The organism is Corynebacterium sp. HMSC08F01, from assembly GCF_001807545.1.
GTDB classification, from domain to species: domain Bacteria; phylum Actinomycetota; class Actinomycetes; order Mycobacteriales; family Mycobacteriaceae; genus Corynebacterium; species Corynebacterium coyleae.
The window spans coordinates 183722-208220 of record NZ_KV789323.1; the positions used below are offsets into that span (position 1 = coordinate 183722).

A 24499-nucleotide genomic window follows, 5' to 3' on the forward strand; every position below is an offset into this window, starting at 1 on the left:
CCACAGCCTGTTTCTGCGGTAGGATTCGCCGCATGTCAGCAAACTTTGTCAGTGTTGTCGACCTGTTCAGTATCGGCATCGGTCCTTCTTCATCCCACACCGTTGGCCCGATGCGCGCCGCAATGACATTTGTGGAGAAACTCGGGAAGGTGCCGGCGAAGGTTGTCGTTGAGTTACGCGGTTCCCTCGCCGCCACGGGAGTCGGCCACGGCACCGACCGTGCTGCGTTGCTCGGGCTGGTTGGGTACACCCCCACCACCACTTCTGCAGACATTGCTCCAAAACCTGGGGAGCCGATCCCTTCCACAGGCGTGATCGAAGGCCCGACAGGGCGCGTGGAGTACGAGCTTCGCTTCGACCCGGCACCGGTGGCCGAGCACCCGAACTGTCTCATCTTCGATGCGTGGGACACAGACGGCACCATGATCGCCGAACGCGAGGACTATTACTCTGTCGGCGGCGGCTTCATTCTGGATCGCTGGGAGATGGAAGCGCACCGACAAGAATCCGGTGTTGCATCCGCTCGTGAAATTGCGACGGTCCCCTACCCGTTTAACAATGGCGCAGAACTCATGGAGCAGTGCCGAACACATGGGATGACAATCGCAGAGATCATGCGTGCGAACGAGGAGTCGATCCACGGGGCGCAGCGACTCAACTCCCATTTGGATGCGGTGTGGGACGTCATGCAGGAATGCGTTGCGCATGGCCTGAAGACAGAGGGAATCCTTCCAGGCGGCTTGAACGTAAGGCGTCGCGCGAACCGTCTTCACCGTCTACTGACTGCAGAGTACGAAGCATCCACTGCCCGTGGGCTTGACGCTATGGAATGGGTGAACCTGTACGCGCTTGCCGTGAACGAAGAAAACGCGGCTCACGGCCAGGTGGTTACCGCGCCAACGAACGGCGCAGCCGGCATTATCCCTGCAGTTATGCATTACTGCCGCGACTTCACCGACGACTTCACTGCTGAGCGCGCCCGCGAATTTCTGCTTACGGCTGGTGCGATCGGGTCGATCATCAAGACCAACGCCTCGATTTCAGGCGCAGAAGTCGGCTGTCAGGGCGAGGTCGGTTCGGCTTCTTCGATGGCCGCTGCTGGCATGTGCGCAATCCTGGGCGGCACCCCTGAGCAGGTTGAAAACGCAGCTGAGATCGCGCTCGAGCACAACCTTGGCCTGACCTGCGATCCTGTGGGCGGTCTGGTCCAGGTTCCGTGCATCGAACGCAACGCAATTGGTGGCGTAAAGGCCATCAACGCGGCACGGTTGGCGAAGCTTGGAGATGGCACCAACATCGTCACCCTCGACGACGTGGTGGAGACCATGGCAGCCACCGGCCGCGACATGATGACTCAGTACAAGGAAACGTCCATGGGTGGCCTCGCAGTCCAGCTCGGCCTGCCCGTGAACATTACTGAGTGCTGATTGCCTGCGCGACCGCTTCAGCGGAAAGCGCAACGGCCTCCTGTGAGTGCTCGGCGAGGTTCTTGACTGCAACCTCGCCTGCCTCCAGCTCACGCTCGCCGAGCACCAGCGCGAAGCGTGCGCCCGCGCGGTCAGCACCCTTCATTGAGCCCTTGAGCCCGCGGTGGCCGTAAGCCATGTCGGCGCTGATACCGGCCGCGCGGAGTTCGTCGACAAGCTTGCTCATCTTCACTCGTGCTTCGTCGCCAATCGCGATACCGAACACATCGACACGGTGGGCTGCTGCTTCAAGCTCGACGCGTTCAGCTTCGAGGGCGAGTACCGCGCGATCAACGCCGAGACCGTAGCCGATGCCGGAGAGGTCCGGGCCGCCAATCTGGGCCATCAGGCCGTCGTATCGTCCACCGCCACCGATGCCGGACTGTGCGCCGAGGCCATCGTGGACGAACTCGAAGGTGGTCTTGGTGTAGTAGTCCAAACCACGAACCATGCGTGGGTTAATGACGTACGGCACGCCGAAGTCATCCAGCGCTGCGGTGACGGCCTCGAAGTGGGCACGGCATTCGTCGCAAAGGTGATCCAGCATCAACGGCGCATCGGCGGTCATCTCTCGGACCGCCTCACGCTTGTCGTCGAGCACTCGAAGTGGGTTGATCTCAGCACGGTGGCGAGTTTCCTCGTCGAGTGGGAGATCAAACAGGAACTTCTGCAGCTTCTCGCGGTAGGCCGGGCGGCAATTCTTGTCGCCGAGGCTGGTGATCTCCAGACGGAAACCGCTCAGGCCGATCGCACGGTAGCTGCGGTCTGCCAAGGCGATCACCTCGGCGTCGAGCAGCGGATCGTCGACACCAATGGCTTCCACGCCCACCTGCTGCAGCTGACGGTAGCGTCCGGCCTGCGGGCGCTCATAGCGGAAGAACGGTCCGTAGTAGTTGAGCTTCACGGGCAGGTAACCGCGGTCCATGTTGTGCTCGATGAAGGAGCGCATGACGCCGGCGGTGCCCTCGGGACGCAGCGTTACCGAACGGCCACCGCGGTCCTCGAAGGTGTACATCTCCTTGCTCACTACGTCAGTAGATTCACCGACGCCGCGGGCAAACAAGGTGGTGTCTTCGAACACCGGCAGCTCAATGTGTTGGTAGCCAGCGATCCGTGCCTGGCGCGCGAACTCGTCGCGGACATGGATGAACGCACTCGAGGCGGGCGGCACATAATCGGGCACGCCTTTCGGTGCGGAAAGTTTTTGGAACTGCTCGGCTTGATTCTCACTCACGAGGCCTTAGTCTAACCAACCTCTCCCCTGTGCGGGCGCACTTGTCGCTGTGGTCTTTCCACCGCTGTTGCGATTAGCCCTGCTAGGCTTTTGCACCGTTCAATGCGCGCGTGCTTTTCGACGACATCACGCACGCGCTTTCCCCGATACTCGAAGAGGTGCATCGCCAGTGGCTAGCAACGAACAGCGTGGCAAAGAGGCCCTGTCCAATCTGGAACGGGAACTCGATTCCCGCGACCGCAAGGAAAAGTCCCGCCCGTGGTCTGTCGCAGCGCTTTCCGCCGTTGCCATCGCGCTGATTGGTGGCGGCGTCTACGTCGCAGCCAACCAGGGCGACGAGGACAATCTAGCAACTGACGATACCTCCGCCGCTTCGGAGACTGACAACGCGGAACAGGAAGAATTCGACGCTTCCACCTTCGCGCCGATTGCTACGAAGCGCGAGAAGGCCTTGCCGGCTACCGTCTCGTGCACCTATGAAAACGAGGACGGCGCCGAGCTGCGCGCTGGCACCCCGCCGACCGAGAACGTGTCCACCGAAGGCACCGTCACCGTCGAGCTCGAGACCAACCAGGGTCCGATCGGCATGACGCTCGATCGCGCAGCTTCCCCGTGCACGGTCAACGCCATCGAGTACCTGACCTCCGAGGGATACTTCAACGACACGGTCTGCCACCGTCTGAACACTGCCGACGGGCTGAAGGTGCTGCAGTGTGGCGACCCGGATGGCACCGGTGCGGGTGGCCCTGGCTTCCAGTTCGCCAACGAGCTTCCCACTGACGAGGCACTCGACGGCATCGACACCGAAGGTCTCGACCTACCAGCCGATATGGATGAGGCAACCAAAAACCAAACCCTGCAGATGATGCTGCAAAACGAGCCTAAGCGCTATGACCGTGGCACGATCGCCATGGCTAACGCCGGCGCGGACACCAACGGCTCCCAGTTCTTCCTTAACTACGGCGACTCGGTCCTGCCGCCGCTGTACACCTACTTCGGCACGATTGACGACGAGGGCCTTGCCACCCTGGACAAGATCGCCGAAAAGGGCGTTGAAGGCGGCGGGACTGACGGCGCACCGGCAGATGAAGTACGCATCACCAAGGCCACTGTGAAGTAGCACTGTGCAGTAGCACTCCGCTCTTCCACACCGGTATCGCTATTGCACGCAACCCTCGCAGGCGATAGCATCCTGCAGAGATTCCGTTTCAAACCTTTTCAGTGAGGACCCTCATGAAGACCCGCACCAGCCTTATCGCCGCCGCTACCGTCACCGCAGTCGCCTTCACCGGTGCAGGTGTTGCTCAGGCTGCGCCGACTGTCGTCGGCGATAACACCACCAACACCACTAACGACAATGGATCTTCGTCCAACGAAGAGGGCTCGTCCATGCGCGACATGAGTCCGTCCGAGATCCAGGATTGGCTCGCAGTTGTCACCGCGATCATCGGCATCCTGAGCCAGGTGGCTACGGTTGCCATGAAGTTCATGCGCTAAGACGCAACGCGAAAGGCGCCCTCCCGAACATGATTTGTGGGAGGGCGCCTTACTGTTACGCAGTCACTCTGTAGACGTCGAACACACCTTCAATGTTGCGAATCTGGTTCATGATCGAGCCGAGTTGTTTGATGTCTGACACCTCAATGGTCAGTCGGATCGTCGCCACTCGGTCCTCCCCTGCTTGAGACGACATCGCGAGGATTGGGAGTTTCGCCTCGGAGAGCACCCCGGTGGTCTCGGTAAGCAGACCATTGCGGTCGAGTGCTTCCAGCTGAATCGTCGCGCGTGACGCACTCTTGGTGCCACCGGGGGCGGACCATGACACTTCGACGAGACGCTCTGGCTCGTTGTTAAGTTTGGTCGCGTTCGTGCAGTCAGTCCGGTGCACGGAAACTCCCCCACCACGGGTGACAAACCCGAAGATGGCATCGCCGGGGACGGGTTGGCAGCATTTCGCCAACTTCGCCATCACATCCGGGCTGCCCTCAACCAGGATCGCAGGGCCGTCGCCGGTTGTTTGCGGGCGAACAAGTGCAGAAACAGGGGTACGCGCTGTGAGGGCGTCTACGGCGTCATCGTCGCCGCCGAACATGTCCATGAGCAAGTGCGCGACGTGCGCTGCAGACACTGTTCCCGCGCCGATAGCCGTATACAGCGCATCAACGTCCTGGTAGTGCAAACGCGTTGCTACCTGGCGCATCGACTCGTTGGTAAACAGCCTGTGCAACGGCAGCCCGCCACGCTGCACCTCAGCAGCCAGGGCATCGCGACCCGCGTCGAGCTGCTCCTCGCGACGTTCCTTGGCAAACCACTGTCGAATCTTCGCCTTCGCGCGCGGGGAGACAACAAAGTCCTGCCAATCGCGCGTTGGCCCAGCGTTTTGATCCTTTGAAGTGAAAATCTCTACCCTGTCGCCGGACTTCAGCTCGGTTTCTAGGGTGACCAACTTGCCGTTAACCTTCGCACCAATGCAGCGGTGGCCAACTTCAGTGTGCACGGCGTAGGCGAAATCGACCGGAGTAGAGCCTGCCGGCAAATCCACTACATCGCCCTTCGGAGTGAACGCGAAAATCTGCTGGCTTGTCAGGTCGTAACGCAACGAGTCCAAAAACTCATTCGGGTCCGCGGCTTCCTTCTGCCAGTCAAGCAACTGACGCATCCACGCCATCTGGTCGACCTCGGCCTGATCGCCCTTGTGGGAGCCCTTCGTCTCTTTGTAACGCCAGTGGGCAGCCACACCGTATTCGGCGTTGTAGTGCATCTCGTGTGTACGCACCTGCACTTCAAGGGGGCGACCGGTCGTCGTCATCACCGTCGTATGCAGCGACTGGTAGACACCGAAACGCGGGTTGGAAATGTAGTCCTTGAACCTGCCCGGCATCGGCGAATACAGCGAGTGGACCACACCAACAGCGGCGTAGCAGTCATACACCGTATCCACCAGAACACGGATACCGACCAGATCGAAGATCTCCGCGAAGTCGTGACCGCGCACAGCCATCTTCTGATAGATCGACCAGTAGTGCTTCGGACGGCCCATGACCTCAGCCTGGATGCCATTCGTGCTCAGCTCGCGCTGCAGATCGGTAGTGATCTCGCGCAGGGCACGGTCGCGTGACGGAGCGTGATCCGCCACAAGACGTACGATTTCCTCGTACTTCTTCGGCTGCAAAATAGCGAACGCGAGATCTTCTAGCTCCCACTTCACCGTTGCCATACCCAAGCGGTGCGCCAACGGTGCGATGACGTCGAGCGTCTCCTGTGCCTTCTTCGCCTGCTTCTCCGGCGGCAAGAAACGCATTGTGCGCATGTTGTGCAATCGGTCCGCGACCTTAATCACCAGTACGCGAGGATCCTCGGACATAGCAACGATCATTTTGCGGATCGTTTCCGCTTCTGCGGCGGCGCCGAGCGCGACCTTGTCCAGTTTGGTCACGCCATTGACAAGTTTGGCCACTTCAGGGCCAAAATCACGGGTGAGCTCATCAAGTGAGTAGTCGGTGTCCTCTACCGTGTCATGGAGCAGAGCCGCCACCAGCGTGGTGGTATCCATACCAATCTCGGCACAAATCGTTGCGACGGCGAGCGGGTGGGTGATGTAGGGATCACCTGACTTGCGGAATACACCCTCGTGCAACCGCTCTGCCGTTTCGTATGCAAATCCGAGCTGCTCTACGTCAGCCTTCGGGTGATACTTGTGGTGAATCGACAACAGCGGATCGAGCACTGGGTTCGTTCGCGGACGCCCACCTCCCGTAAGAGAGCGGGCCAACCTGGCGGAGACACTGCGCACGGTCGGGCCCGACCGTTTGACTGGTTTATCTGTCATGTCAGGACTCCTCCACTGTCAGCAGGTACTAAGTCTGTGATACTACTCGGCTAGTTCTCTTCTTTCCCCAAAACCACAAGCGGAGCGCCGTCGAGTCGCTCGCGCCCTCCAAGTCCCGGGACTTCCAAGACGACGACGTAGCCGGCAACTCGCCCGCCGGCGCGCTCAATCAAGTCGCGCGCCGCGATCAACGTCCCGCCGGTAGCCAGGACGTCGTCGACAAGCACAATGCTCTTGCCAGAGATATCCACCCCATTAGCGGGGATCTCCAGCGCAGCGGAGCTGTACTCCGTGGTGTACTCCTGGGTAATCACCGGTGGCGGCAACTTGCCCTTCTTGCGAATCGCAAGGATGCCGGTGCCCATCTCGTACGCCACAGCGGAGCCGAGCAAAAACCCTCGGGCATCAAGACCGCCGACGAGATCGGCGCCGAGCTCCTTGCTCGCCTCGGCCATCTCTGCAATGACCACGTTGAGCGCGGCTGGGTCGGCAAGCACCGGAGTCAGGTCCTCGAACAGCACTCCCGGCTCCGGAAAATCCGGAACGCGGCGAATCTTGTCCTGCAGTGCCTCAAGAGCGGAAGCGTAAGGCTGACCGCCATGCGGGCTGATCGACGGGGTGGGCGACATGATTTCGGATCGTCTCCTGGTCAGGTTTATCGGGTTTTTAGGGTCGGGAATTGAGTTTGGTCAGTTGAACCATCGGTCCATGTTCCAGCCAATGCCGGAAAGTCCTGTATACGGCACCACGTTGCGCACTGCATTATCGACGACAAAGGTTCGGGGTTGTGCGGCCAGCGGAATCGATGGCAGCGTCTTCCACAGATGCCCCTCCTGGGCACGCAACGCCCCCAGATCCTGGGCGCGATTGTTGGCCGCTGGGTACTCGCTCATCGGGTCAACGACTCGCAAGATAGCGTCGGCTTCGCCGTCATGCACGGATTCGTTGCGCCACTCGTCGTACTCCGCGTGAGGCAGGTCAGCGAGCGTCTTCCCCTCGCCTGTGACGTCGATGATCGTAATTCCTGCTGGCTCGCAGGTGTGGCGCATCGATTCCACCATCGCGGCCCAACGCTCGTCCGGATACACGTAACCGATACGCAACGTGGAACCCCGAAGTGCGGAAGCTTCCTGGATATTCACGTCCAAAAGCGGCGCAGCGATATCTGCCATACGCTGAGCCAACGGGTCGGTGTGCTGAATGACATGCAACGGTGCAACTGGCACTTCAACCCCCGCCTTCTCACTTGAAGCGGCGGCAACAGCGCGAGGATCGATGCAACGTGCAAGTGCCTTCCGGTTCTCCGGATCCGCCCAAAAACCAACCTCCGGCAGGGTCAACATCTCGGTGAGCTCACCGATGGTGGTTTTCACATCCAGTCGATTGCCTTCTGCGTCCTCGTCGTACCACTGTGGTTGCAACTGCCGCAGGTCGCCGATCTTCATCGCCTTGGATGCTGCTAGCTCCGCAGAATCTACGGAACCAGGCCACACCACCATTGCTGCTGTCTGCGGAGCGTCCCCGTAGTAATGCTCATTAGCGACGAGCCGAACCTGGCCCTTTTCTCCTACCTCCGCAACCTTGAACGGGCCAAACGAGACTTGGAGTTCAGGATCGAACTCTTTGAGGTCAAACCCGTGGCGCCACACCTGCGCGATTGGTTTGAGTCGCTCCAGATCATCCGAGAGTAGATCAGCGACGAGGTCCTCGACAGATCGATTGGTCTTTGCAGCAACAGCATGTGCGGGAAGGACCGTGCCTGGTTCAAAAAGACCACGCCAGCGTGCACCACGGCCTTCCTTGAAGGTCACAGTGAACTCTTTCGATCCGGGTGTGCACGACAGCGAGTCCGTGTCGCCGAACAAAGGCATATTCGAACCGAACGTCGCCGGGTATTGTCCGGCAGCAAACGTCAAAAGATAGTCAGCGCAGGTGACGGGAGTGCCGTCCGAAAACACTGCCGCTTCCGACAAGGTGTAAATCACCTTGCGCTGATCCCCCGGCAGCACCTGGGTTTTTACAAGGTCAGTGTTGGGGATCAACTGTCCGCTTGGACCAGGAACATACACCCCGGGGTACAGGCGACCGGACAACGATTGCGCTAAGTCTGTCGATCCTTCGAGGGATCCAGCGTTTGTGGTGCGCAGGTTGCTTGTTACCTGGTAACCGAAAAGTTTCGTGGACTCATCATCGTCGTTGTCTGAAGATGCGCACCCGGAAAGCACCAGCGCCGTTGCGGCCAACACAGCCGCAACCTTGCTGCCAATCACCATTTTCGGTCTCATGAGTCCACGCACCACTAGTTTTCAGCCGCTTTCTTACGCGTTCGGACGCCAGGTGCTTGTCGAAGATGCACCCGTGTCTTCCACAGGTCGAATCGGAGTAGCCACGTGGCGCTTCTTCTCTTCGACCGGTTCCTCTTCAACTTCTTCGACCTGGCCACGGCTACGGAATGCCTCAACCGCAGCATTGTGGTCCTTGTGCTCCTGACGGCGGTTTACCAGGCTGACCAACATCGGGGTGGCCAAGAACAACGAGGAGATCACGCCTTGAATGACGCCAATGAGCTGGATGAGCGCAAGGTCCTTCAAAGTACCCACACCCAGCATCCATACCGCGACAATCATCAGTGCGATGATCGGCAGCGCAGAAATAACCGAGGTGGAAATCGAACGCATTACGGTCTGGTTGACCGCGAGGTTGGCCTCTTCCGCGTAGGTGGATCGTCGAGAATCAAGCACTCCCGACGTGTTCTCCTTGACCTTGTCAAACACAATCACCGTGTCGTAAAGCGAGAACGTCAACACAGTCAGGAAACCAATGATCATCGCTGGGGTGATCTCAAGGGCGAACAATGCGTAGATACCCATGATGAGGATGGCATCAACCAACAGCGCCCCCATGGCAGCCAGCGCCATCGCGCGCTGCAAACGCACCGCGACATACACGGACGCTGCCAAAAGGAACACGACCATAGCCAGGAGCATGCGGTTCGTAATCGTGGAACCCCACGACTCCGACACGGTGGAGTCACCGATAGCGTCAGCGCTCGGCTCACCGTTGTGATCCTGTGGGTGGTAGGTATCGAAAATAGCCTGACGCGCGGCATCGATCTGCTCCTGCGAAAGATGGGCAGAGTTGATCTCCAGCGTGCGGGCGTCGCCAGCGCCAACGATCTGGGTGAGCTCAGGTGTCACACCGGTGGCCTCGACGAAGGTTTCCTCGACCTCGGTCGCGACCAAATCGCCGGCAGGCATCGTCAGCTTGGTGCCGCCCTCGAAGTCGATACCCATGTTGAAGCCACGAATGAACATCGCCAGGATCGCGACCACCATAAGTCCGAGGGTGATGCTGTACCAGGTCTTGCGGTGCCCAACGAAGTCGAGGCCGCCGGAGCCGTCATACAGCGATTCACGGTCGCGACGTGCAAAGCCGCGCTTCGTCGTGGGGGTTTCGGTCGTAGCTACAGTGCTCGACATGATTAGGCCTCCTCATTCGCGGCGGATGCTTCCACGGAAGCTTGTTGCTTGACGACGACGCCGTCGCCCTCCTCAAGATCACCTGCAGCGCGGCGTTCTTCTGCGGTGCGGAATGCGGCACCCATACCGTTGACAGACGGCTTCGACCAGAAATTGCTGCGAGATGCGAGCACCAGAAGCGGCGCAGTGACCAGGAAGGTGACCAACAGGTCGAAGATGGTTGTCAGACCCATGGTGAAGGCGAAGCCCTTGACATCGCCAACTGCCAGGAAGTAGATGATGACCGCACCAATCAGAGTCACCATGTTGCCTGTGATGACCGTCTCCTTGGCCCGTTCCCAACCGGACGCGGTCGCCGAACGGAATGTCTTGCCGTGGCGTACCTGGTCCTTGATGCGCTCATAAATCACGATGAACGAGTCTGCGGTCGTACCGATACCGATGACCAGACCAGCGATGCCCGACAGGTCGAGCGAGTATCCAATCCAGCGACCGAGCAACACGAGCATGCCGTAGACAAGCAAACCCGCTGCTGCCAGGGTGACCAACGAGATGAAGCCGAAGAGGCGGTAGTAGGCGAAAACGAAGATCGCCACCATGGCAAGACCCACCAGCCCCGCATACAGGCCAGCCTTCAAGGAGGCCTGACCGAGTGAAGGGGGAACCGTCATCGCAGTTCCGCCTGGCTCACCGTTTTCACCGGCGAACGACAGCGGCAGCGCGCCGTATCGCAGGTTGTTCGCGAGACCCTCAGCTTCCTCCTGAGTGAACTGACCCGTGATCGAGGTTGCGGAACCGACTGGGGTTGCGCCCTGGATAACTGGCGCGGAGATCACCTGGGAGTCAAGTGTGATTGCGATCTGCTTCTGCAGCATCTCACTGGTGAGTTTCGCCCAGGTAGCGGAACCGTTGACATCACCAGCCTGGTTGAAGGCGAAGCTGATCTCCATCTGTCCCGACTGCGGGTTGTATCCGCCGGTAATCGCGCGGCTGGTATCAATCTGCTCGCCGGTCAGGCGGGGCCCTTCCGGATCTGTTACACCGCTCAGCAGGGGGACCTCGTCAAGCAACATCGCCTGACCGGTCGACGGGTCACAAGCGACTAGCGGAAGATCTTGCTTATCCGAGCCAGCGAGCGGGTCGGTTGCCTGGCCGAAGCAGCGTGCGGACATCAACGTCAACGCAGCGTACTGCTGAGTCGGGTCAGTCGACTGGCGGGTCTTCCGCAGCATTTCGGTTGTTTCCTGGCGGCGCTCAGCGGCCTCAACCGGACCGTTCGGTTCCGGCAGTGGTTCAGCGGAAATCTGTGGGACGTTCTTCGGCTCTGCTGGCGCTTCTTCCTCGCTTGGCGCGACGTCCTTGCCAACCTCTGGGTTGTTTGCATCGCCTGACTCAGCAGCTTTGGCCTGCTCCTCGGCTTGTTTCTCAGCCTGCTCCTTGCGAGCCGCGAACTGTTTCAGCAGTGACTGGCCCTCTTCGGGCGTGAAGATGCCGTACTTTACCCACTCGTTCGCCATATCCAAGATGGCTTTATCTGCTTCAGCTGGGTTTGCAGCCGGAGGGTCAAGCACAGGTCGGAAGAACAGCTGGGAGGTCTGTCCGATGTTACGGATCTCCGAGGTATCGTCACCGGCTGCTTCGATCACGATGGTGTTGCCATCGACGACGACCGATGCGCCCGAGACGCCCATGCCGTTGACACGGTTCTCCAGAATCCGACGAGCATCCTGGAGCTGTTCTGACGTAGGCTCTTCACCCTGCGGCACCAGTGTCACACGAGTACCGCCCTGCAAGTCAATACCTAGCTTCGGGGTAGCACTCTTCGTGCCGGTAAAAAATACAAGGGCGTAGACGCCGATGACGATGAGAGCGAATAGGGCAAGCGCCTTCGCGGGCCACTGCCGCTTCGACTTCGCCTCGCCGGATCGCCGAGTGCGTGTAGACACTGAGCAGACTCCTCTTTGTTCAGGCTCGGGTTTTCCGCCTTACACCGGCGCACACGCCGATCCAGCAGCATCTTTCAAGGTGCGGTGGACACAAACAATCGCGCGAGCCGGTGATGGCACAACGCAAATATGCTACGCCATCAGGCCAGAAAAACTTAGTTGGGTACCTCATTTGTGTCGACAGGTGCCACAGGCTCAATCTTGCGCATCACACCAGCCGTATCCATCGTCACGGCTACACCCGGGGCAAGCTCCACAAGCATGGTCTCGCCATTGTGCTCCACGACCGTGGCGTGGAAGCCTGCAACGTTGACAATCTGATCGCCAGGCTGAATCGACTGACGCAGTTGTTCAATCTGAGCCTGACGCTTCTTCTGGCCACGCATCATGAGGATGGAAGGCAGCAAGAACAAGGCCAGAATGACAATGAGCAAAATTGGTTCCATGAGAAACCATCATTGCACAACACAATCGTGGGCTTAGTAGAGCGGCATCTGCCCAGGCGCTTCGGGAGGTGCCTGCAAACCCAAGTGCTCCCACGCGGCGGCAGTAGCAACCCTGCCCCGGCCTGTTCGCGACATCAGTCCCGCGCGCACCAGATAAGGCTCACAGACCTCTTCGATAGTGCCGGATTCCTCGCCAACCGCGATCGCAAGGGTCCCTACACCTACCGGTCCACCGCCATGTCCCCTAATCAGGGCGCCAAGCACAGCACGGTCGAGGCGATCTAGCCCTAGCTCGTCGACATCGAACACTTCGAGCGCACTTCGTGCGGCATCCAGGTTTACCCTGCCATCGCCATGCACCTCAGCCCAGTCGCGCACACGACGCAGGAGGCGATTCGCAATTCGCGGGGTTCCACGCGAACGCGAGGCGATCTCAACCGCAGCATCAGTATCAATCTGCACCCCAAGGATATTCGCTGCACGACTAACAACCTTGGTGAGGTCGTCGACATCGTAAAACTCCATTTGAGCTGTAAACCCAAAGCGGTCACGCAACGGGCCGGTGAGCATACCTGCCCTCGTGGTTGCCCCGACGAGGGTAAACGGAGGAATCTCTAGCGGAATCGATGTCGCGCCCGGGCCCTTGCCAACAATGACGTCGATACGGAAATCCTCCATGGCCATATAGAGCATTTCCTCAGCCGGCCGTGCGATGCGGTGAATCTCGTCGATGAAGAGCACATCACCCTCCATCAAGTTAGACAACATCGCCGCCAAGTCGCCTGCCCGTTCAAGAGCAGGCCCTGAGGTCATGCGCAACGACGTGCCTAATTCCTGTGCGACGATCATTGCCATTGTGGTCTTGCCCAGTCCAGGCGGACCAGACAGCAAGATATGATCCGGCGTCACACCACGATTTCGGGCGCCCGTAAGCACAAGACTGAGTTGTTCTCGTACCTTGGGTTGGCCGATGAATTCCTGAATGGACTTCGGACGCAACGAACGCTCAATATCGTGTTCGTCGGCCTGCACGTTGGCGTCGACAGGCGACGGTGCTTTCGCTGAAAAACCTTCAGGGAGCTGGAACTCGGTCTTTTCCACATCAGACATTGCGCATTAGCCTACTTCTTGCCCAAATGCGTCAGCGCTTGACGCAACAACGCAGAAGCGTCGAGATCCGGCTGGTCTGTTGTCAGCTGATCTACGACCGACTGTGCCGTACGCTCTGGGAATCCGAGTCCGACCAGCGCTTCCACAACCTGTTCCGAGGCGTAAGTGGTGGCTGGATTTGCTGCTGTACCAGCCCCCACACCGTTTGGTGACTGCGCCGGCAACATCGCTTCAACTTTGTCCTTGAGCTCGAGGATCATGCGCTCGGCCATTTTCTTGCCCACGCCGGGGATCGTTTGAACCTTCTTCGCGTCACCGTTTGCAATATGCGTCGAAAGCTCGCCAGGCTCAAAAACAGACAACGCGGCAATAGCCAACTTCGGCCCCAAGCCAGTCACGGTCTGCAACTTATGGAACATCTCGCGCGATTCATTGTCGCCAAAGCCATACAAGGTGACGCCGTCATCTTTGACCACCATCGAGGTCATCACTCGATGCGTTTCACCACGCACAAGACCGCCAAGCGTTTGCGGTGTAGCAAGAAACCTATAGCCCACCCCAGAACACTCAATGACCGCATGGTCGAGACCAATAGTGAGCACCTCACCGTTGAGAGAATCAATCATTGCACTGCCGCCTTCGTATTGGGGTGTTGAAGTTGTTGGAGATGTTGCGTTCGAGCGATAAGTGGCGCGCGCCAGCAGTGACAGACTGCAATGGCCAGCGCATCAGCAGCATCTGCTGGTTTCGGCGCCTCACTCAAACCAAGAATGCGCGTGACCATAGTGGTCATTTGCTTCTTGTCCGCACGCCCGTTGCCAGATATTGCTTTCTTTACCTCTGAAGGGGTGTACATGTGCACCGGGATGTCACGCTCCGCAGCGGCTAAGACCATGACACCGACAGCGTGCGCTGTGTGCATCACCGTGGAGACGTTGCCACGTTCAAAGATACGTTCCATAGCAACAACATCGGGCTGGTAATCATCCATCCACTCGCCCACCGCCCGAGAGATTCTGAGCAGGCGCTCCGCAAGCTCCGCTGTTGAGGGAGTTCGCACGACGCCAACTGCTACGGGAATGATCTGGCGGCCACGACCTGCCTGCACAACAGACAAGCCACAACGCGTCAGACCGGGATCAATGCCCATCACCCGTAGTCCTTCGAGGTTCACGCAACCACTCCTTCGCTCATGACACATATGTTCTACCACAACGTGCGAAAAAGGCGCGCCTCTCAAAGAGGGCGCGCCGGTTCACGACGAAGTGTTATGCGTCGAGCTGCGCTGCAACCTCGTCAGAGATCGTCATATTGGTGTAGACATTCTGGACGTCGTCGGAATCTTCCAACGCGTCGATCAGGCGCATCATCTTCTGTGCGCCCTCGAGATCCAGATCGACCTGAACGTCGGCACGGAATTCCTGGCCAGCGTCTTCAATCTCGATGCTTTCACCGATCAGCGCCTCACGCACTGCAGGCAGGTCAGTCGGCTTGCAGGTAATTTCGAACTCCTCACCGAGGTCGTTGACTTCCTCAGCGCCAGCGTCGAGCACTGCCATCAGCACGTCATCTTCGGAGAGGTCACCCTTCTTGATCGTGACCACACCGGTGCGCTCAAACATGTAACCGACAGAGCCGGACTCGCCCAGGTTGCCACCGTTCTTGGTCATGGCGGTACGTACCTCGGTTGCGGCACGGTTGCGGTTGTCGGTCAAGCACTCAATCAACACAGCAACACCGTTGTTGCCGTAGCCCTCGTACATGACAGTTTCCCAGTCGGATCCGCCGGCTTCCTCGCCGGAGCCACGCTTGCGAGCGCGCTCGATATTGTCGTTGGGGACCGAGGCCTTCTTCGCCTTGCGGATCATGTCATCGAGGGTCGGGTTAGCAGCGGGGTCACCGCCGCCTGTGCGGGCGGCGACCTCGATATCCTTGATCATCTTCGCCCAGAGCTTGGAACGCTTTGCATCGTTCGCCGCTTTTTTGTGCTTGGTCGTTGCCCACTTTGAGTGGCCTGCCATCGAGCACCCCTTCATTCCTCTGTTGACGGTTAACAGAGCGCAAGTATACGCCAGCTGCACAAATACGCTGTTACTGGCCGTCGGTGGCAAACTGCGGCACTACCGCAGTACCGCCAAGACGGAAAAACCGCACCATAGGTCGCAACTGCAGCGCCAACGTATCCGCAACCGCATCGTTATAGAACCGCCGGGCGAGTTCTACTCGGGTATGTGCATCACGGAGTTCAGCCGGTACGTCGCCACCGCTTTGCGACGACTCCCTGACCACCTGCATCAGATCCCCCTCAGCGCCAAGACGCAGCCGAAGATCCTTCGAGCTGAACCGAAGCGCCTCCGTTTCGTGAGCCTGCTTCGCGAGCTCCGGAAACAGCGCCGCAACTACAGCGCAGCGGCGGTCAAGAGCAGCCTGCAGCGCATCACGGGACCTATCCAAACGAATATGCAATCGGTGAAGTCGCTGCGCAGTGTGAAACGCCCAGGCAGCCACAATGACAACGCAGATCAGCGCGACGACGAGAAGCACGACACCAAATGTCACCGCTCAATCCTCACCTTCTCGTTGTAGGAAACAGCCTCATACACAGCGCAAATACGGTTCGCCACCACTGACCAGTCGAATCCCCTGGCCCGACGTGCGCCTCGGTTAATCAAGTCATTGCGGTAAGTGGCGTCGTCGATAAGCAGCTGCAACTGCTGCGCCAAAGCATCGGGATCCCCCGGCGGGAAGAATGCCGCAGCGTCAGAGCCAACGGCGGCAAAAGCAGGGATATCGCTGGCTACCACGGCACACCCCGCCGCCATTGCTTCGACCAGAATGATGCCAAACGACTCGCCGCCGAGGTTCGGGGCAACAAAAATGTCGGCGCGGCCGAGAATCTCGACCTTTTCATCCTCCGTAACCTTCCCAGCGAAACGCACCCCGTCCATTTCGCGTGCAGCACCTCCGCCCATCACCGTCACCTGAGGAAGGCGCGGAAGACGCTCCAGTGCAGCCAAAAACACATCGAGGCCTTTACGTGGCTCGTCGAGTCGCCCAAGGAACACAACCTCCACGTCTGAAGAGTCATTGCGCACACCACGAGCCCGCGCGAAGCGTCGCGTGTCAACTCCGTTCGGAATGATCACAGGGTCAGTGCCAATCTGTTCTGCCTGCCACTGCCATGCCAACTCGCTCACTGCGATTCCGGCACGAATCTTCTCCAAGTTCGCTCGCAACGCAGGCAGTGCTACTTTCAGCGCGTAGGAGCTCTCCGCAGAGGTGTGATAGGTAGCCACGATCGGACCCGCGGCTATTCGGTTCGCAACCATGGCGTAGCCCGGCGAATTTGGCTCGTGGATATGCAGCACGTCGAAATCGCCGAGTTCGATGAATCGCTTAGTCGTCCTCACTACTCGCGGGCCAAACGACAAGCGCGCAACAGAACCGTTGTAAGGAATCGGAACCGCTGGCCCGCCACGAGTTACCCACTCGGGCAACGGGGTATCGGCAGATGCAGGGCCAAGGACTTCACTGTGATGTCCCATTTCCCGCAACCGCTCCGCCAAGTCAAGGACATGCGCTTGAACCCCACCAGGTTCATCAAAAGAATAGGAGCAGACTAGCCCAACCCGCATCGGCTAGGTCTCCCTTGAGATGACTGAACGATTGTCGAGCGCCCAGCGCCTCCCGCGAACCGGGACATCGACAGGCCACAACGGCTGCAGCATGTGCCAATCCTGCGGGTGGTGGGCAATCGCGACAGCGAACTCGTCTGCAATTGCCTGCACCGTTCGCTCAAGCGTGGTTACTTTCAGCGCAGGTGCAACGCGCATCCCCCAGCCAGGATCCGTCTGCGAACCTGCAAACCACGTATGCACCGTGTGAAGGCCCGCGCCTGTCTCCAATGCCAACTTTGCTGGCCCTACAGGAAAAGTCGTATCCTCGCCGAAAAATGTCACTGGCACACCTCGACGCCCAAGGTCGCGCTCTCCCATCAAACACACGATGCCCCCGCCTTGGAGGACCTCTTTGAGCCTTGCATAGGGAGGAGTTTTCTCCCCGGTGAGGGCAAGTACTTCGAAACCCAGGCTTTCGCGATACTCCACGAACGCATCAAACAGCTTCTCAGGCCTGAGCCGCTCAGCAACCGTTGTAAACGTTCCATAGTGCTTTGCAAGCCACATTCCCGCCATATCCCAATTCCCGGAATGCGGCAGAGTCAGTACGACCCCGTTGCCAGCATCGATCGACTCCTGCAAATACTCCCTACCAACCAGACCTGCAGTGAGTCGCTCATCCAAGTTTGGATCATCCGCAATGCGAGGCAGTTGGAAAGCTTCGAGCCAATACCTTGCGTAGGAACGCACGCTGTCACGCACCAGCTCCTTGGTGACGTTTTCTGCACCGACGACGCGTGTGAGATTGCGGCGCAGCATGTCCATTCCGGCGCCGTCGTTTGATACCCAATCCGCACCAGCAGCAGCTAACGGACGCGTTATGCGTTCCGGCAGCACCCCGACGATCTTCCACCCGGCGATGTAACCCGCCGAAGACACACGCTTTCCAATGCCGCTCATCTACGCCCCTGCTGGTGGCGCCATCTTCGCGTTCGCCTGATCGTCTCGCGCGGCGAAGACCAGCCGCTGCGCCACGGTAAACAGCGACCCTGCTAACAGAAGCCAAATTGACACCACGACAGCGTTGGGCACCCCAAACCCCTCGAGCGCTAGCCCGCCCAAAGCAAGGATCAAACGCTCTGGCCGTTCAATGAGGCCGCCGACGACGCTGATGCCGCCGGCTTCTGCGCGAGCCTTGATGTAGCTGATCGCCTGCGAGAGGACCAACACAGCTAGGCAGGCTGCAACATGGGCCGCAGACAAGTCCGCAACGTAGACCATCCACATAGCGATCGACCCAAACAGGGCGCCGTCCGTGAGACGGTCACAACTGGCGTCTAGTGTTGCGCCGAAAGCCGTCCCACCACCACGTAATCGCGCCATGGTGCCGTCCACCATGTCACACGCTGCAAAAATCGTGCTCAACACCGCTGCCCACACGAGATGATCCGTCGGGATGAGAACCATCATCGCCAGCATCGTGGCAATCGTGCCGGCAAGAGTGATCATGTTCGGCGTGACGCCGGCTTTCAACAAGCCCTTCGCCACCGGTTCCACGACAACAGCTGCCGGTTTACGCCCATGCACACTAAGCATCGTGGCTTCTCCCCTCGCCCTGTTCGACCTCGCGCCACCCCTGCGCCAGCAGCTCGCGAGTCTCCTGCAGGAGCTGCGGCAGAACCTTGGTTCCGGAAAGCACAGTCATAAAATTCGAGTCACCGGACCAGCGCGGAACCACATGCAGATGCAGGTGATCTCCAACCGACCCCCCGGACGCCTTGCCCAGGTTCAAGCCGACGTTAATTGCCTCTGGGCTCGACACGTGCTTCAGCGTCTTTACCGCATGCTTGGCAAACGCCATCAGTTCGGTTGTTTCTTCGTCGTCAAGCGCCTCAAGCTCCGCGACCTTGCGATACGGCACAACCATGAGATGTCCGGCGTTGTACGGATACAGGTTCAACACCGCGTATACACGCGTGCCACGGGCAATAATCAATCCGTCTTCGTCGCTGAGTTTCGGTATCTCTAGAAACGGGTCATTGCTTTTCGACGATCTCGGCGCCGACGCAATGTAACTCGACCGGTAGGGCGCCCACAGACGTACAAGACGGTCAGGAGCCCCTACACCGGTATCGATGTAGGGGTCCTCGCCATGATTACTGCCGCTGGGCTGCAACGTTTGCCTCACTCGGCTGATCGTTACGTTTCGCCGCGATCCAGTCCGCGATGATCTCCACTGCCTCATCGACATTCACGCCGTTGATCTGCGTGCCATCAAGGAAGCGGAAGCTCACAGCGTTGGCATCAACGTCACGCTCACCCGCAAGCAGCATGAACGGGATCTTGTTCGTGGTGTGCGTACGGATCTTCTTCTGCATGCGGTCGTCCGAGTGGTCAACCTCTGCACGAATACCGCGCTCGCGCAGCTTTGCGACGACCCCATCAAGGTGGTCGGCAAACGCATCAGCAACCGGAATACCCACAACCTGGTGTGGCGCCAGCCATGCCGGGAACGCACCCGCGTAGTGCTCGAGCAGCACGCCGAAGAAACGCTCGATCGAGCCGAAGAGTGCACGGTGGATCATCACCGGACGCTTCTTCGAACCGTCAGAGGCGGTGTAGGTCAGGTCAAAGCGCTCAGGAAGGTTGAAGTCCAACTGGACGGTCGACATCTGCCAGGTGCGACCGATGGCGTCGCGTGCCTGCACCGAAATCTTCGGGCCATAGAAAGCGGCGCCGGCAGGGTCCGGAACCAGCTCAAGGCCAGACTTCTTCGCCACCGACTCGAGAATGCTCGTGGAACGCTCCCAGATGTCGTCGTCGCCAATGTATTTCTTCGGGTCCTTCGTGGACAGTTCGAGGTAGAAGTCATCCAGACCGTAGTCCTGCAGCAGCGAGATGATGAACTCCAGAACGCTGGTGAGCTCTTCTTCCAGCTGCTCCTCAGTGCAGTAGATGTGAGCATCATCCTGGGTAAAGCCACGAGCACGAGTCAGACCGTGCACCACACCAGACTTTTCGTAGCGGTACACCGTGCCGAACTCGAACAAACGCAGCGGAAGTTCGCGGTAGGAACGACCACGAGAGTCGAAGATCAGGTTGTGCATCGGGCAGTTCATCGGCTTGGCGTAGTAGTCCACCGGCTGCTTAGTCACGTTGCCGTCAGCGTCAACCTCACCGTCGAGCTTCATCGGCGGGAACATGCCGTCCGCGTACCAATCCAGGTGACCAGACTTCTTGAAAAGGTCACCCTTGGTCACGTGCGGGGTGTTGACGAAGGAGTAGCCGGCTGCCACGTGACGCTCACGCGAGTGCTGCTCCATGGTCATACGCACGATGCCACCGTCCGGGTGGAATACCGGAAGACCAGAACCGACCTCGTCTGGGAAGGAGAACAAATCCAGCTCATTGCCAAGACGGCGGTGATCGCGCTTCTCAGCCTCCTCGAGCATGGTCATGTACTCGTCGAGCTTTTCCTTCGACTCCCACGCCGTGCCGTAGACACGCTGCAGACCAGCGTTGTCCTGGTCGCCTCGCCAGTAGGCAGCGGACGAACGGGTCAGTGCGAATGCCGGGATGTACTTCGTCGTTGGAACGTGCGGGCCACGGCACAGGTCATGCCACTCCACCTCGCCCGTGCGGGGATTGACGTTGTCGTAGTGGGTCAGCTCGCCTGCACCGATTTCAGTAGCTTCGTCAGAATCTGGGTCGACGTTGCCCTTGTCGTTGATCAGTTCGAGCTTGTACGGCTCATCCTTGAGATCCTCGGCTGCTTCCTCCACGGATGCGTAGACACCGCGGACAAACTTCTGGCCTTGCTTGATGATCTTCTTCATACGCCGTTCAAGCGTTTTCAGATCTTCAGGCGTAAACGGCTCGGCGACATCAAAGTCGTAGTAAAAGCCATCTTCAATCGCAGGGCCAATGCCCAGCTTGGTTCCCGGGAACTCCGTCTGAACAGCCTGTGCAAGTACGTGCGCACAGGAGTGGCGGATAACCGAGCGACCAAGCTCAGTGTTTGCCGGGACAGGAGTGAACGTGGCGGTTTGCTCCGGCACGTGGGAAAGATCTTTGAGTTCGCCCTCTGCATCCAAGACGCAAACGACGGCGTCGTCGCCCTTGTTTGGCAAGTTCAACTCCCGCATCGCTGCACCCACGGCGGTGCCTGCGGGGACCTCGAACGTTGCAAACTCGACTACTGCTTCGTTTGACATAGGTGTCGTGCGCTCCTTTGCGCGTCATTGGGCTGCGTCATACCTGGACGCAACCCCATCGTGCTGTTCACTGTCCCGACGGCGCAGACGCACGCCGGTCGATAGGGATTCTACCCCCGAGTGCCGGAAAGTACGGCTTCGCCCCAGTACGTATCACCGGAGTTACCACTACCCGGCTCCACAGTGCCCGGTGGCACCCAGTACACCGCGGAACCAATGTGAGTCGTCCATTCGTTAAGGCGATCCATCTCCAGCAGACGGCGAAGCACCGGCGTGAACTGGATATCCGGGTCCTTCTGGAAAGTCAGAAAGACCAAGCCTGCATTTGAGAGACCTTTCGAGTTCGGGTCCGGCGGAAGGTTGTAGTTGTACGGTCTGCGTAAGAAACGCTGCTCCGGATGGTCCTTCGGCGGCATTGCTCGCGCCATGTGCGAGTTCCTGTCAATGACGGGCAGACCGTATTCATCAATTGCATCGAGATCTGGTTTGTCGAATTCGCTGTCGCCAGTGAGCGGGGCACCGTCGCTCAACCTGCGGCCGACAGACTCCTCGCGTGAAGCCCGGTCGAGCCGCTCCCAATCGTCGAGATCCATCGCGATCCGGCGCACTACCAGTGAGGAAGAGCCATCCTCGTGAAACACCTGCTCCGCGAATTCATCGTCCGAATGTGGGTTGACGGTTCCATCGACTTGACCGAAGAGGTTGCGCGGGGTTTGGCCTTTCGGAATATTGCCGTAGGCGTTCATGAACCCTTGCTGCACCCACGCAGTTTTTACGTAGTCCATCCCTGCGCGGGTCATGTGGCGCATTACCCATGCGCACACCATCGGGTCATCCGAGCAGATCTGGAGAACGATATCGGTTTGTCCCCACTCTGGAACGAGTTTCTCCCGTGGCATCGACTCAATGTCGTGCAGCCACGCCGGCTTACTTTCGGGGGCGGCGACGTCAAAGATTCGCTCGCCTAGCCCGCATGTGATTGTAAGGTTTGCCGGCTTGTCTACCATTTCTGGCTCAAGGCTTGACAAAGGGTTGCGGCCGGAGACGAGCTCTCGCGCATCTTCCGTCCACAACCGCATAAGACGGCGAAGACCATCAACCTTCACGCCGTCCTTGAGGTTGAACCCAACGAGGTTGAGATTCGCTTGTGTAGTCGTTTGGATGCCTGCCTGATGAGCGCCATCGAATGCGATAGTTGATTCGGTAAGTGCCCGTGATGCAGTTTCGCGATCATCCTCACCGCTACACGCAACGAGCGCCATGCTTGATGACGCAACCCCCGCCACCCCAGCCGCACCGGCCAGAAACACCCGGCGGGAAACTCCGCCACGCTGTGGCTCAACCATTGAATTCGCTCCTCCTAGTGCTTGTGCTCAGCGGTTTCGCTGTGCTCGGCGTGTTCGCCATGCGCTGCATCGTCGCCGTGCTTGTGCTGGCTGTGGTCCATGACCTGGCCATCCTCGCCGTAGTCCTCATCGCCCGGCAGCATGGTACGGACGGCTACTTCCGGAATATCAATGGTGGTGCCACCCTCAGTCAGCAGCGTGACATCAACGGTGTCTCCAGCAGGAATCTCGTCCGGGTAGCCCATCACCATGAAGTGGTCACCGCCCGGCTTCAGCTCGTAAGTGCCACCGGCCGGAATGACGATGCCCCCCTCCTTCTCCTGCATGACGCCATCCACAACCTCGTGGATTTCGTACATGGCTTCACCCAGCGAGGTAGTGAAGCCAATCACGTGGATGTCTTCATCCGTGCCATTTTTCAAGGTGCCAAAGATCGCCGTCATATCACTGCCATTTTCTGCGTCCTTGGCAGCCTTTGCACGCACAGTGCCATCGACGAGTTCAACGTCCGAGGTGGCGGCAGCATCCGTGGCAGTCTCACTTGCCGACGTTGCAGCGGACGAGGTAGCTGTGTCGGTTGCCGCCTCATTGGAGTCGCTAGAGCAGGCGGTCAGCGCCGGGGTCAAAGCGAAAGCAGCGACAACTGCCGTGGCCATCAAACGATTCTTCATCATGTTTCCTTACTGCGCGCCTTTGCGCACGTCATCAGTTATGGTCTTGCTCTTCTTCGAACGATTCGTCACGGCCAACACCGCGATGACCGCAAGCACGATGGCGCCAAGAGCAAGCAGCCAGAGAGCAGAAACGCTTGAGTTTTCATTCGTTTCTGCAGCGTTAGTAGCGGTCGAATTCTGTTGCGATTGCGAGCCAGCGCCATCTGGCTGATAGCTAAACGAGGTCATGCCCTTAGTTGCGTGTCCGTCGGACGAGACGATTTGGAAGCCAACTTTGTAGTCTCCGGCCTCCGGCTGCAGATCTGGCGGAAGGTCGAGTGTGACGTTTCGGCCCTCAATTACCGGTTCGCCGGTGAACAGCACATCCGTGCTTCCATTCTCCGTACGTGAGATGGCGACGGTATTGAAACCTTCCTTGGGCTCGCCAGAAAACTCCAGCTCGATCCGCTCAGGAAAGTCCTGCACCACAGACTTGTTTTCGGGGTTGGATCCGATAACAACGTCATGCGCAACCGCGGGAGCCGAGGTAACCAGAGCAGTTGCCAACGCCGCGGCAGCAATACCGCCCACTCGTGCAACTTGCCTGCAATGTGCAGGTTTGGGCATTTCGTCTCCTTGTTCAAACTATTGAGTGCGTAATTTTCGCACTCGAAATGAGTAGTCGCCTAAAACGGCCGAATAGTTCCCACACTGGCACAAAACCCCCAATATTGGCAGCTAGGAATCGCAGGCCCCCGCCCTGACTGCCTGAAGAAAAAGAAAAACCGTCAGTTTCCTGACGGTTTGCGTTGTGGTCCTAGCTGGGATCGAACCAGCGACCTTTCCGGTGTGAACGGAACGCTCTTCCACTGAGCCATAGGACCGAACGAGTTGCTAGATTACACGGATGGAGCGCCACGGACGAATCCGCAGGCCACAACCACTTTCCCCCCAAGAGAGCCTTCCCCTGCCTAGTTTGACACCTTGAATCGCGTGCGGCTCCCGAGAATTACATCGCTGAAACCTCATTAACCAACCCGCACCAAGTGCCGTGAACTGCCGATTTGGATACAAGCGGTGAATGAGGATAAGGTTTGTTCTCGCAATCAGCGCGGTAAGCGCGGAGAGCATGCGGATGTAGCGCAGTTGGTAGCGCATC

23 protein-coding genes and 1 tRNA gene are annotated in these 24499 nt (G+C 59.0%); 3 read left to right on the forward strand and 21 right to left on the reverse strand.

Annotation, left to right across the window (positions count from 1 at the left end; genetic code table 11):
* The first annotated feature begins 32 nt into the window (after window positions 1–32).
* The gene (locus HMPREF3171_RS10265) at window positions 33–1427 is read left to right on the forward strand and encodes an L-serine ammonia-lyase (protein WP_070484848.1); all 1395 of its coding nucleotides are present in this window, start codon (window positions 33–35) and stop codon (window positions 1425–1427) included.
* Here the strand turns inward: HMPREF3171_RS10265 and hisS are convergent.
* Entirely contained in the window at window positions 1414–2700 is a 1287-nt protein-coding gene (gene hisS / locus HMPREF3171_RS10270; RefSeq protein ID WP_070423081.1) for a histidine--tRNA ligase, read from the reverse strand. The two genes, HMPREF3171_RS10265 and hisS, sit on opposite strands and share 14 nt — an antisense overlap.
* A gap of 169 nt (window positions 2701–2869) precedes the next feature.
* Here hisS and HMPREF3171_RS10275 point away from each other — a divergent pair, with 169 nt between their 5' ends.
* Together HMPREF3171_RS10275 and HMPREF3171_RS10280 are read left to right on the forward strand one after the other, a co-directional pair.
* A complete protein-coding gene (locus tag HMPREF3171_RS10275) occupies window positions 2870–3820 on the forward strand; it encodes a peptidylprolyl isomerase (RefSeq protein WP_070484849.1) in 951 nt (316 codons plus the stop codon).
* A 113-nt stretch (window positions 3821–3933) separates the two neighbouring features.
* Window positions 3934–4197 (forward strand): hypothetical protein, encoded by a 264-nt coding sequence (locus HMPREF3171_RS10280; protein ID WP_070484850.1) that lies wholly within the window; start codon window positions 3934–3936, stop codon window positions 4195–4197.
* 55 nt (window positions 4198–4252) lie between these two features.
* On the opposite strand, the gene HMPREF3171_RS10285 is transcribed toward HMPREF3171_RS10280, so the two are convergent.
* The 20 genes from HMPREF3171_RS10285 to HMPREF3171_RS10380 form a co-directional block, all read right to left on the reverse strand.
* Window positions 4253–6529 carry a RelA/SpoT family protein gene (locus tag HMPREF3171_RS10285; RefSeq protein WP_070484851.1) on the reverse strand — a complete coding sequence of 759 codons (2277 nt, stop codon included), beginning with the start codon at window positions 6527–6529 and terminating at the stop codon, window positions 4253–4255.
* Window positions 6530–6579: 50 nt separating this feature from the next.
* Window positions 6580–7158: an adenine phosphoribosyltransferase gene (locus HMPREF3171_RS10290; RefSeq protein ID WP_070423077.1), complete on the reverse strand. Its 579-nt coding sequence runs from the start codon at window positions 7156–7158 to the stop codon at window positions 6580–6582.
* A 60-nt stretch (window positions 7159–7218) separates the two neighbouring features.
* Window positions 7219–8814 (reverse strand): ABC transporter substrate-binding protein, encoded by a 1596-nt coding sequence (locus HMPREF3171_RS10295; RefSeq protein ID WP_246815369.1) that lies wholly within the window; start codon window positions 8812–8814, stop codon window positions 7219–7221.
* A gap of 33 nt (window positions 8815–8847) precedes the next feature.
* The gene (secF, locus tag HMPREF3171_RS10300; protein ID WP_070484853.1) at window positions 8848–10008 is read right to left on the reverse strand and encodes a protein translocase subunit SecF; all 1161 of its coding nucleotides are present in this window, start codon (window positions 10006–10008) and stop codon (window positions 8848–8850) included.
* Between the two features lie 2 nt (window positions 10009–10010).
* Entirely contained in the window at window positions 10011–11954 is a 1944-nt protein-coding gene (gene secD / locus HMPREF3171_RS10305) for a protein translocase subunit SecD (protein WP_070484854.1), read from the reverse strand.
* Window positions 11955–12109: 155 nt separating this feature from the next.
* On the reverse strand, window positions 12110–12400 hold the full coding sequence (locus tag HMPREF3171_RS10310) for a preprotein translocase subunit YajC (RefSeq protein ID WP_070451334.1): 291 nt from the start codon (window positions 12398–12400) through the stop codon (window positions 12110–12112).
* Window positions 12401–12433: 33 nt separating this feature from the next.
* Window positions 12434–13510, reverse strand: coding sequence for a Holliday junction branch migration DNA helicase RuvB (ruvB, locus tag HMPREF3171_RS10315; protein ID WP_070423072.1), 1077 nt, complete (start codon window positions 13508–13510; stop codon window positions 12434–12436).
* Between the two features lie 11 nt (window positions 13511–13521).
* Window positions 13522–14136 (reverse strand): Holliday junction branch migration protein RuvA, encoded by a 615-nt coding sequence (ruvA, locus tag HMPREF3171_RS10320; RefSeq protein ID WP_070484855.1) that lies wholly within the window; start codon window positions 14134–14136, stop codon window positions 13522–13524.
* Window positions 14133–14684, reverse strand: a complete 552-nt coding sequence (gene ruvC / locus HMPREF3171_RS10325; RefSeq protein ID WP_070451330.1) for a crossover junction endodeoxyribonuclease RuvC — start codon at window positions 14682–14684, stop codon at window positions 14133–14135. The genes ruvA and ruvC overlap by 4 nt, the downstream gene beginning before the upstream one ends.
* Before the next feature lie 94 nt (window positions 14685–14778).
* Window positions 14779–15531: a YebC/PmpR family DNA-binding transcriptional regulator gene (locus tag HMPREF3171_RS10330; protein WP_070423069.1), complete on the reverse strand. Its 753-nt coding sequence runs from the start codon at window positions 15529–15531 to the stop codon at window positions 14779–14781.
* Window positions 15532–15601: 70 nt separating this feature from the next.
* Window positions 15602–16069: a LemA family protein gene (locus tag HMPREF3171_RS10335; RefSeq protein ID WP_224212653.1), complete on the reverse strand. Its 468-nt coding sequence runs from the start codon at window positions 16067–16069 to the stop codon at window positions 15602–15604.
* Complete coding sequence (locus HMPREF3171_RS10340; protein WP_070484856.1) at window positions 16066–17145, reverse strand: glycosyltransferase family 4 protein; 1080 nt, start codon at window positions 17143–17145, stop codon at window positions 16066–16068. Before HMPREF3171_RS10340 ends, HMPREF3171_RS10335 begins: the two co-directional genes overlap by 4 nt.
* Before the next feature lie 3 nt (window positions 17146–17148).
* Window positions 17149–18087 (reverse strand): phosphatidylinositol mannoside acyltransferase, encoded by a 939-nt coding sequence (locus HMPREF3171_RS11940; RefSeq protein WP_070484857.1) that lies wholly within the window; start codon window positions 18085–18087, stop codon window positions 17149–17151.
* Entirely contained in the window at window positions 18088–18723 is a 636-nt protein-coding gene (gene pgsA / locus HMPREF3171_RS11945) for a phosphatidylinositol phosphate synthase (protein ID WP_070423065.1), read from the reverse strand.
* Complete coding sequence (locus HMPREF3171_RS10355) at window positions 18716–19315, reverse strand: ATP adenylyltransferase (protein ID WP_246815370.1); 600 nt, start codon at window positions 19313–19315, stop codon at window positions 18716–18718. The genes pgsA and HMPREF3171_RS10355 overlap by 8 nt, the downstream gene beginning before the upstream one ends.
* Complete coding sequence (gene thrS / locus HMPREF3171_RS10360) at window positions 19284–21341, reverse strand: threonine--tRNA ligase (protein ID WP_070451320.1); 2058 nt, start codon at window positions 21339–21341, stop codon at window positions 19284–19286. Before thrS ends, HMPREF3171_RS10355 begins: the two co-directional genes overlap by 32 nt.
* Before the next feature lie 110 nt (window positions 21342–21451).
* The gene (locus tag HMPREF3171_RS10365) at window positions 21452–22687 is read right to left on the reverse strand and encodes a Dyp-type peroxidase (RefSeq protein WP_070484858.1); all 1236 of its coding nucleotides are present in this window, start codon (window positions 22685–22687) and stop codon (window positions 21452–21454) included.
* A 14-nt stretch (window positions 22688–22701) separates the two neighbouring features.
* Window positions 22702–23358, reverse strand: a complete 657-nt coding sequence (locus HMPREF3171_RS10370; RefSeq protein ID WP_070484859.1) for a copper chaperone PCu(A)C — start codon at window positions 23356–23358, stop codon at window positions 22702–22704.
* Between the two features lie 9 nt (window positions 23359–23367).
* On the reverse strand, window positions 23368–23967 hold the full coding sequence (locus tag HMPREF3171_RS10375; RefSeq protein ID WP_070484860.1) for a copper resistance CopC family protein: 600 nt from the start codon (window positions 23965–23967) through the stop codon (window positions 23368–23370).
* A 185-nt stretch (window positions 23968–24152) separates the two neighbouring features.
* A tRNA-Val gene (locus HMPREF3171_RS10380) sits at window positions 24153–24224 on the reverse strand.
* Window positions 24225–24499: the final 275 nt, after the last annotated feature.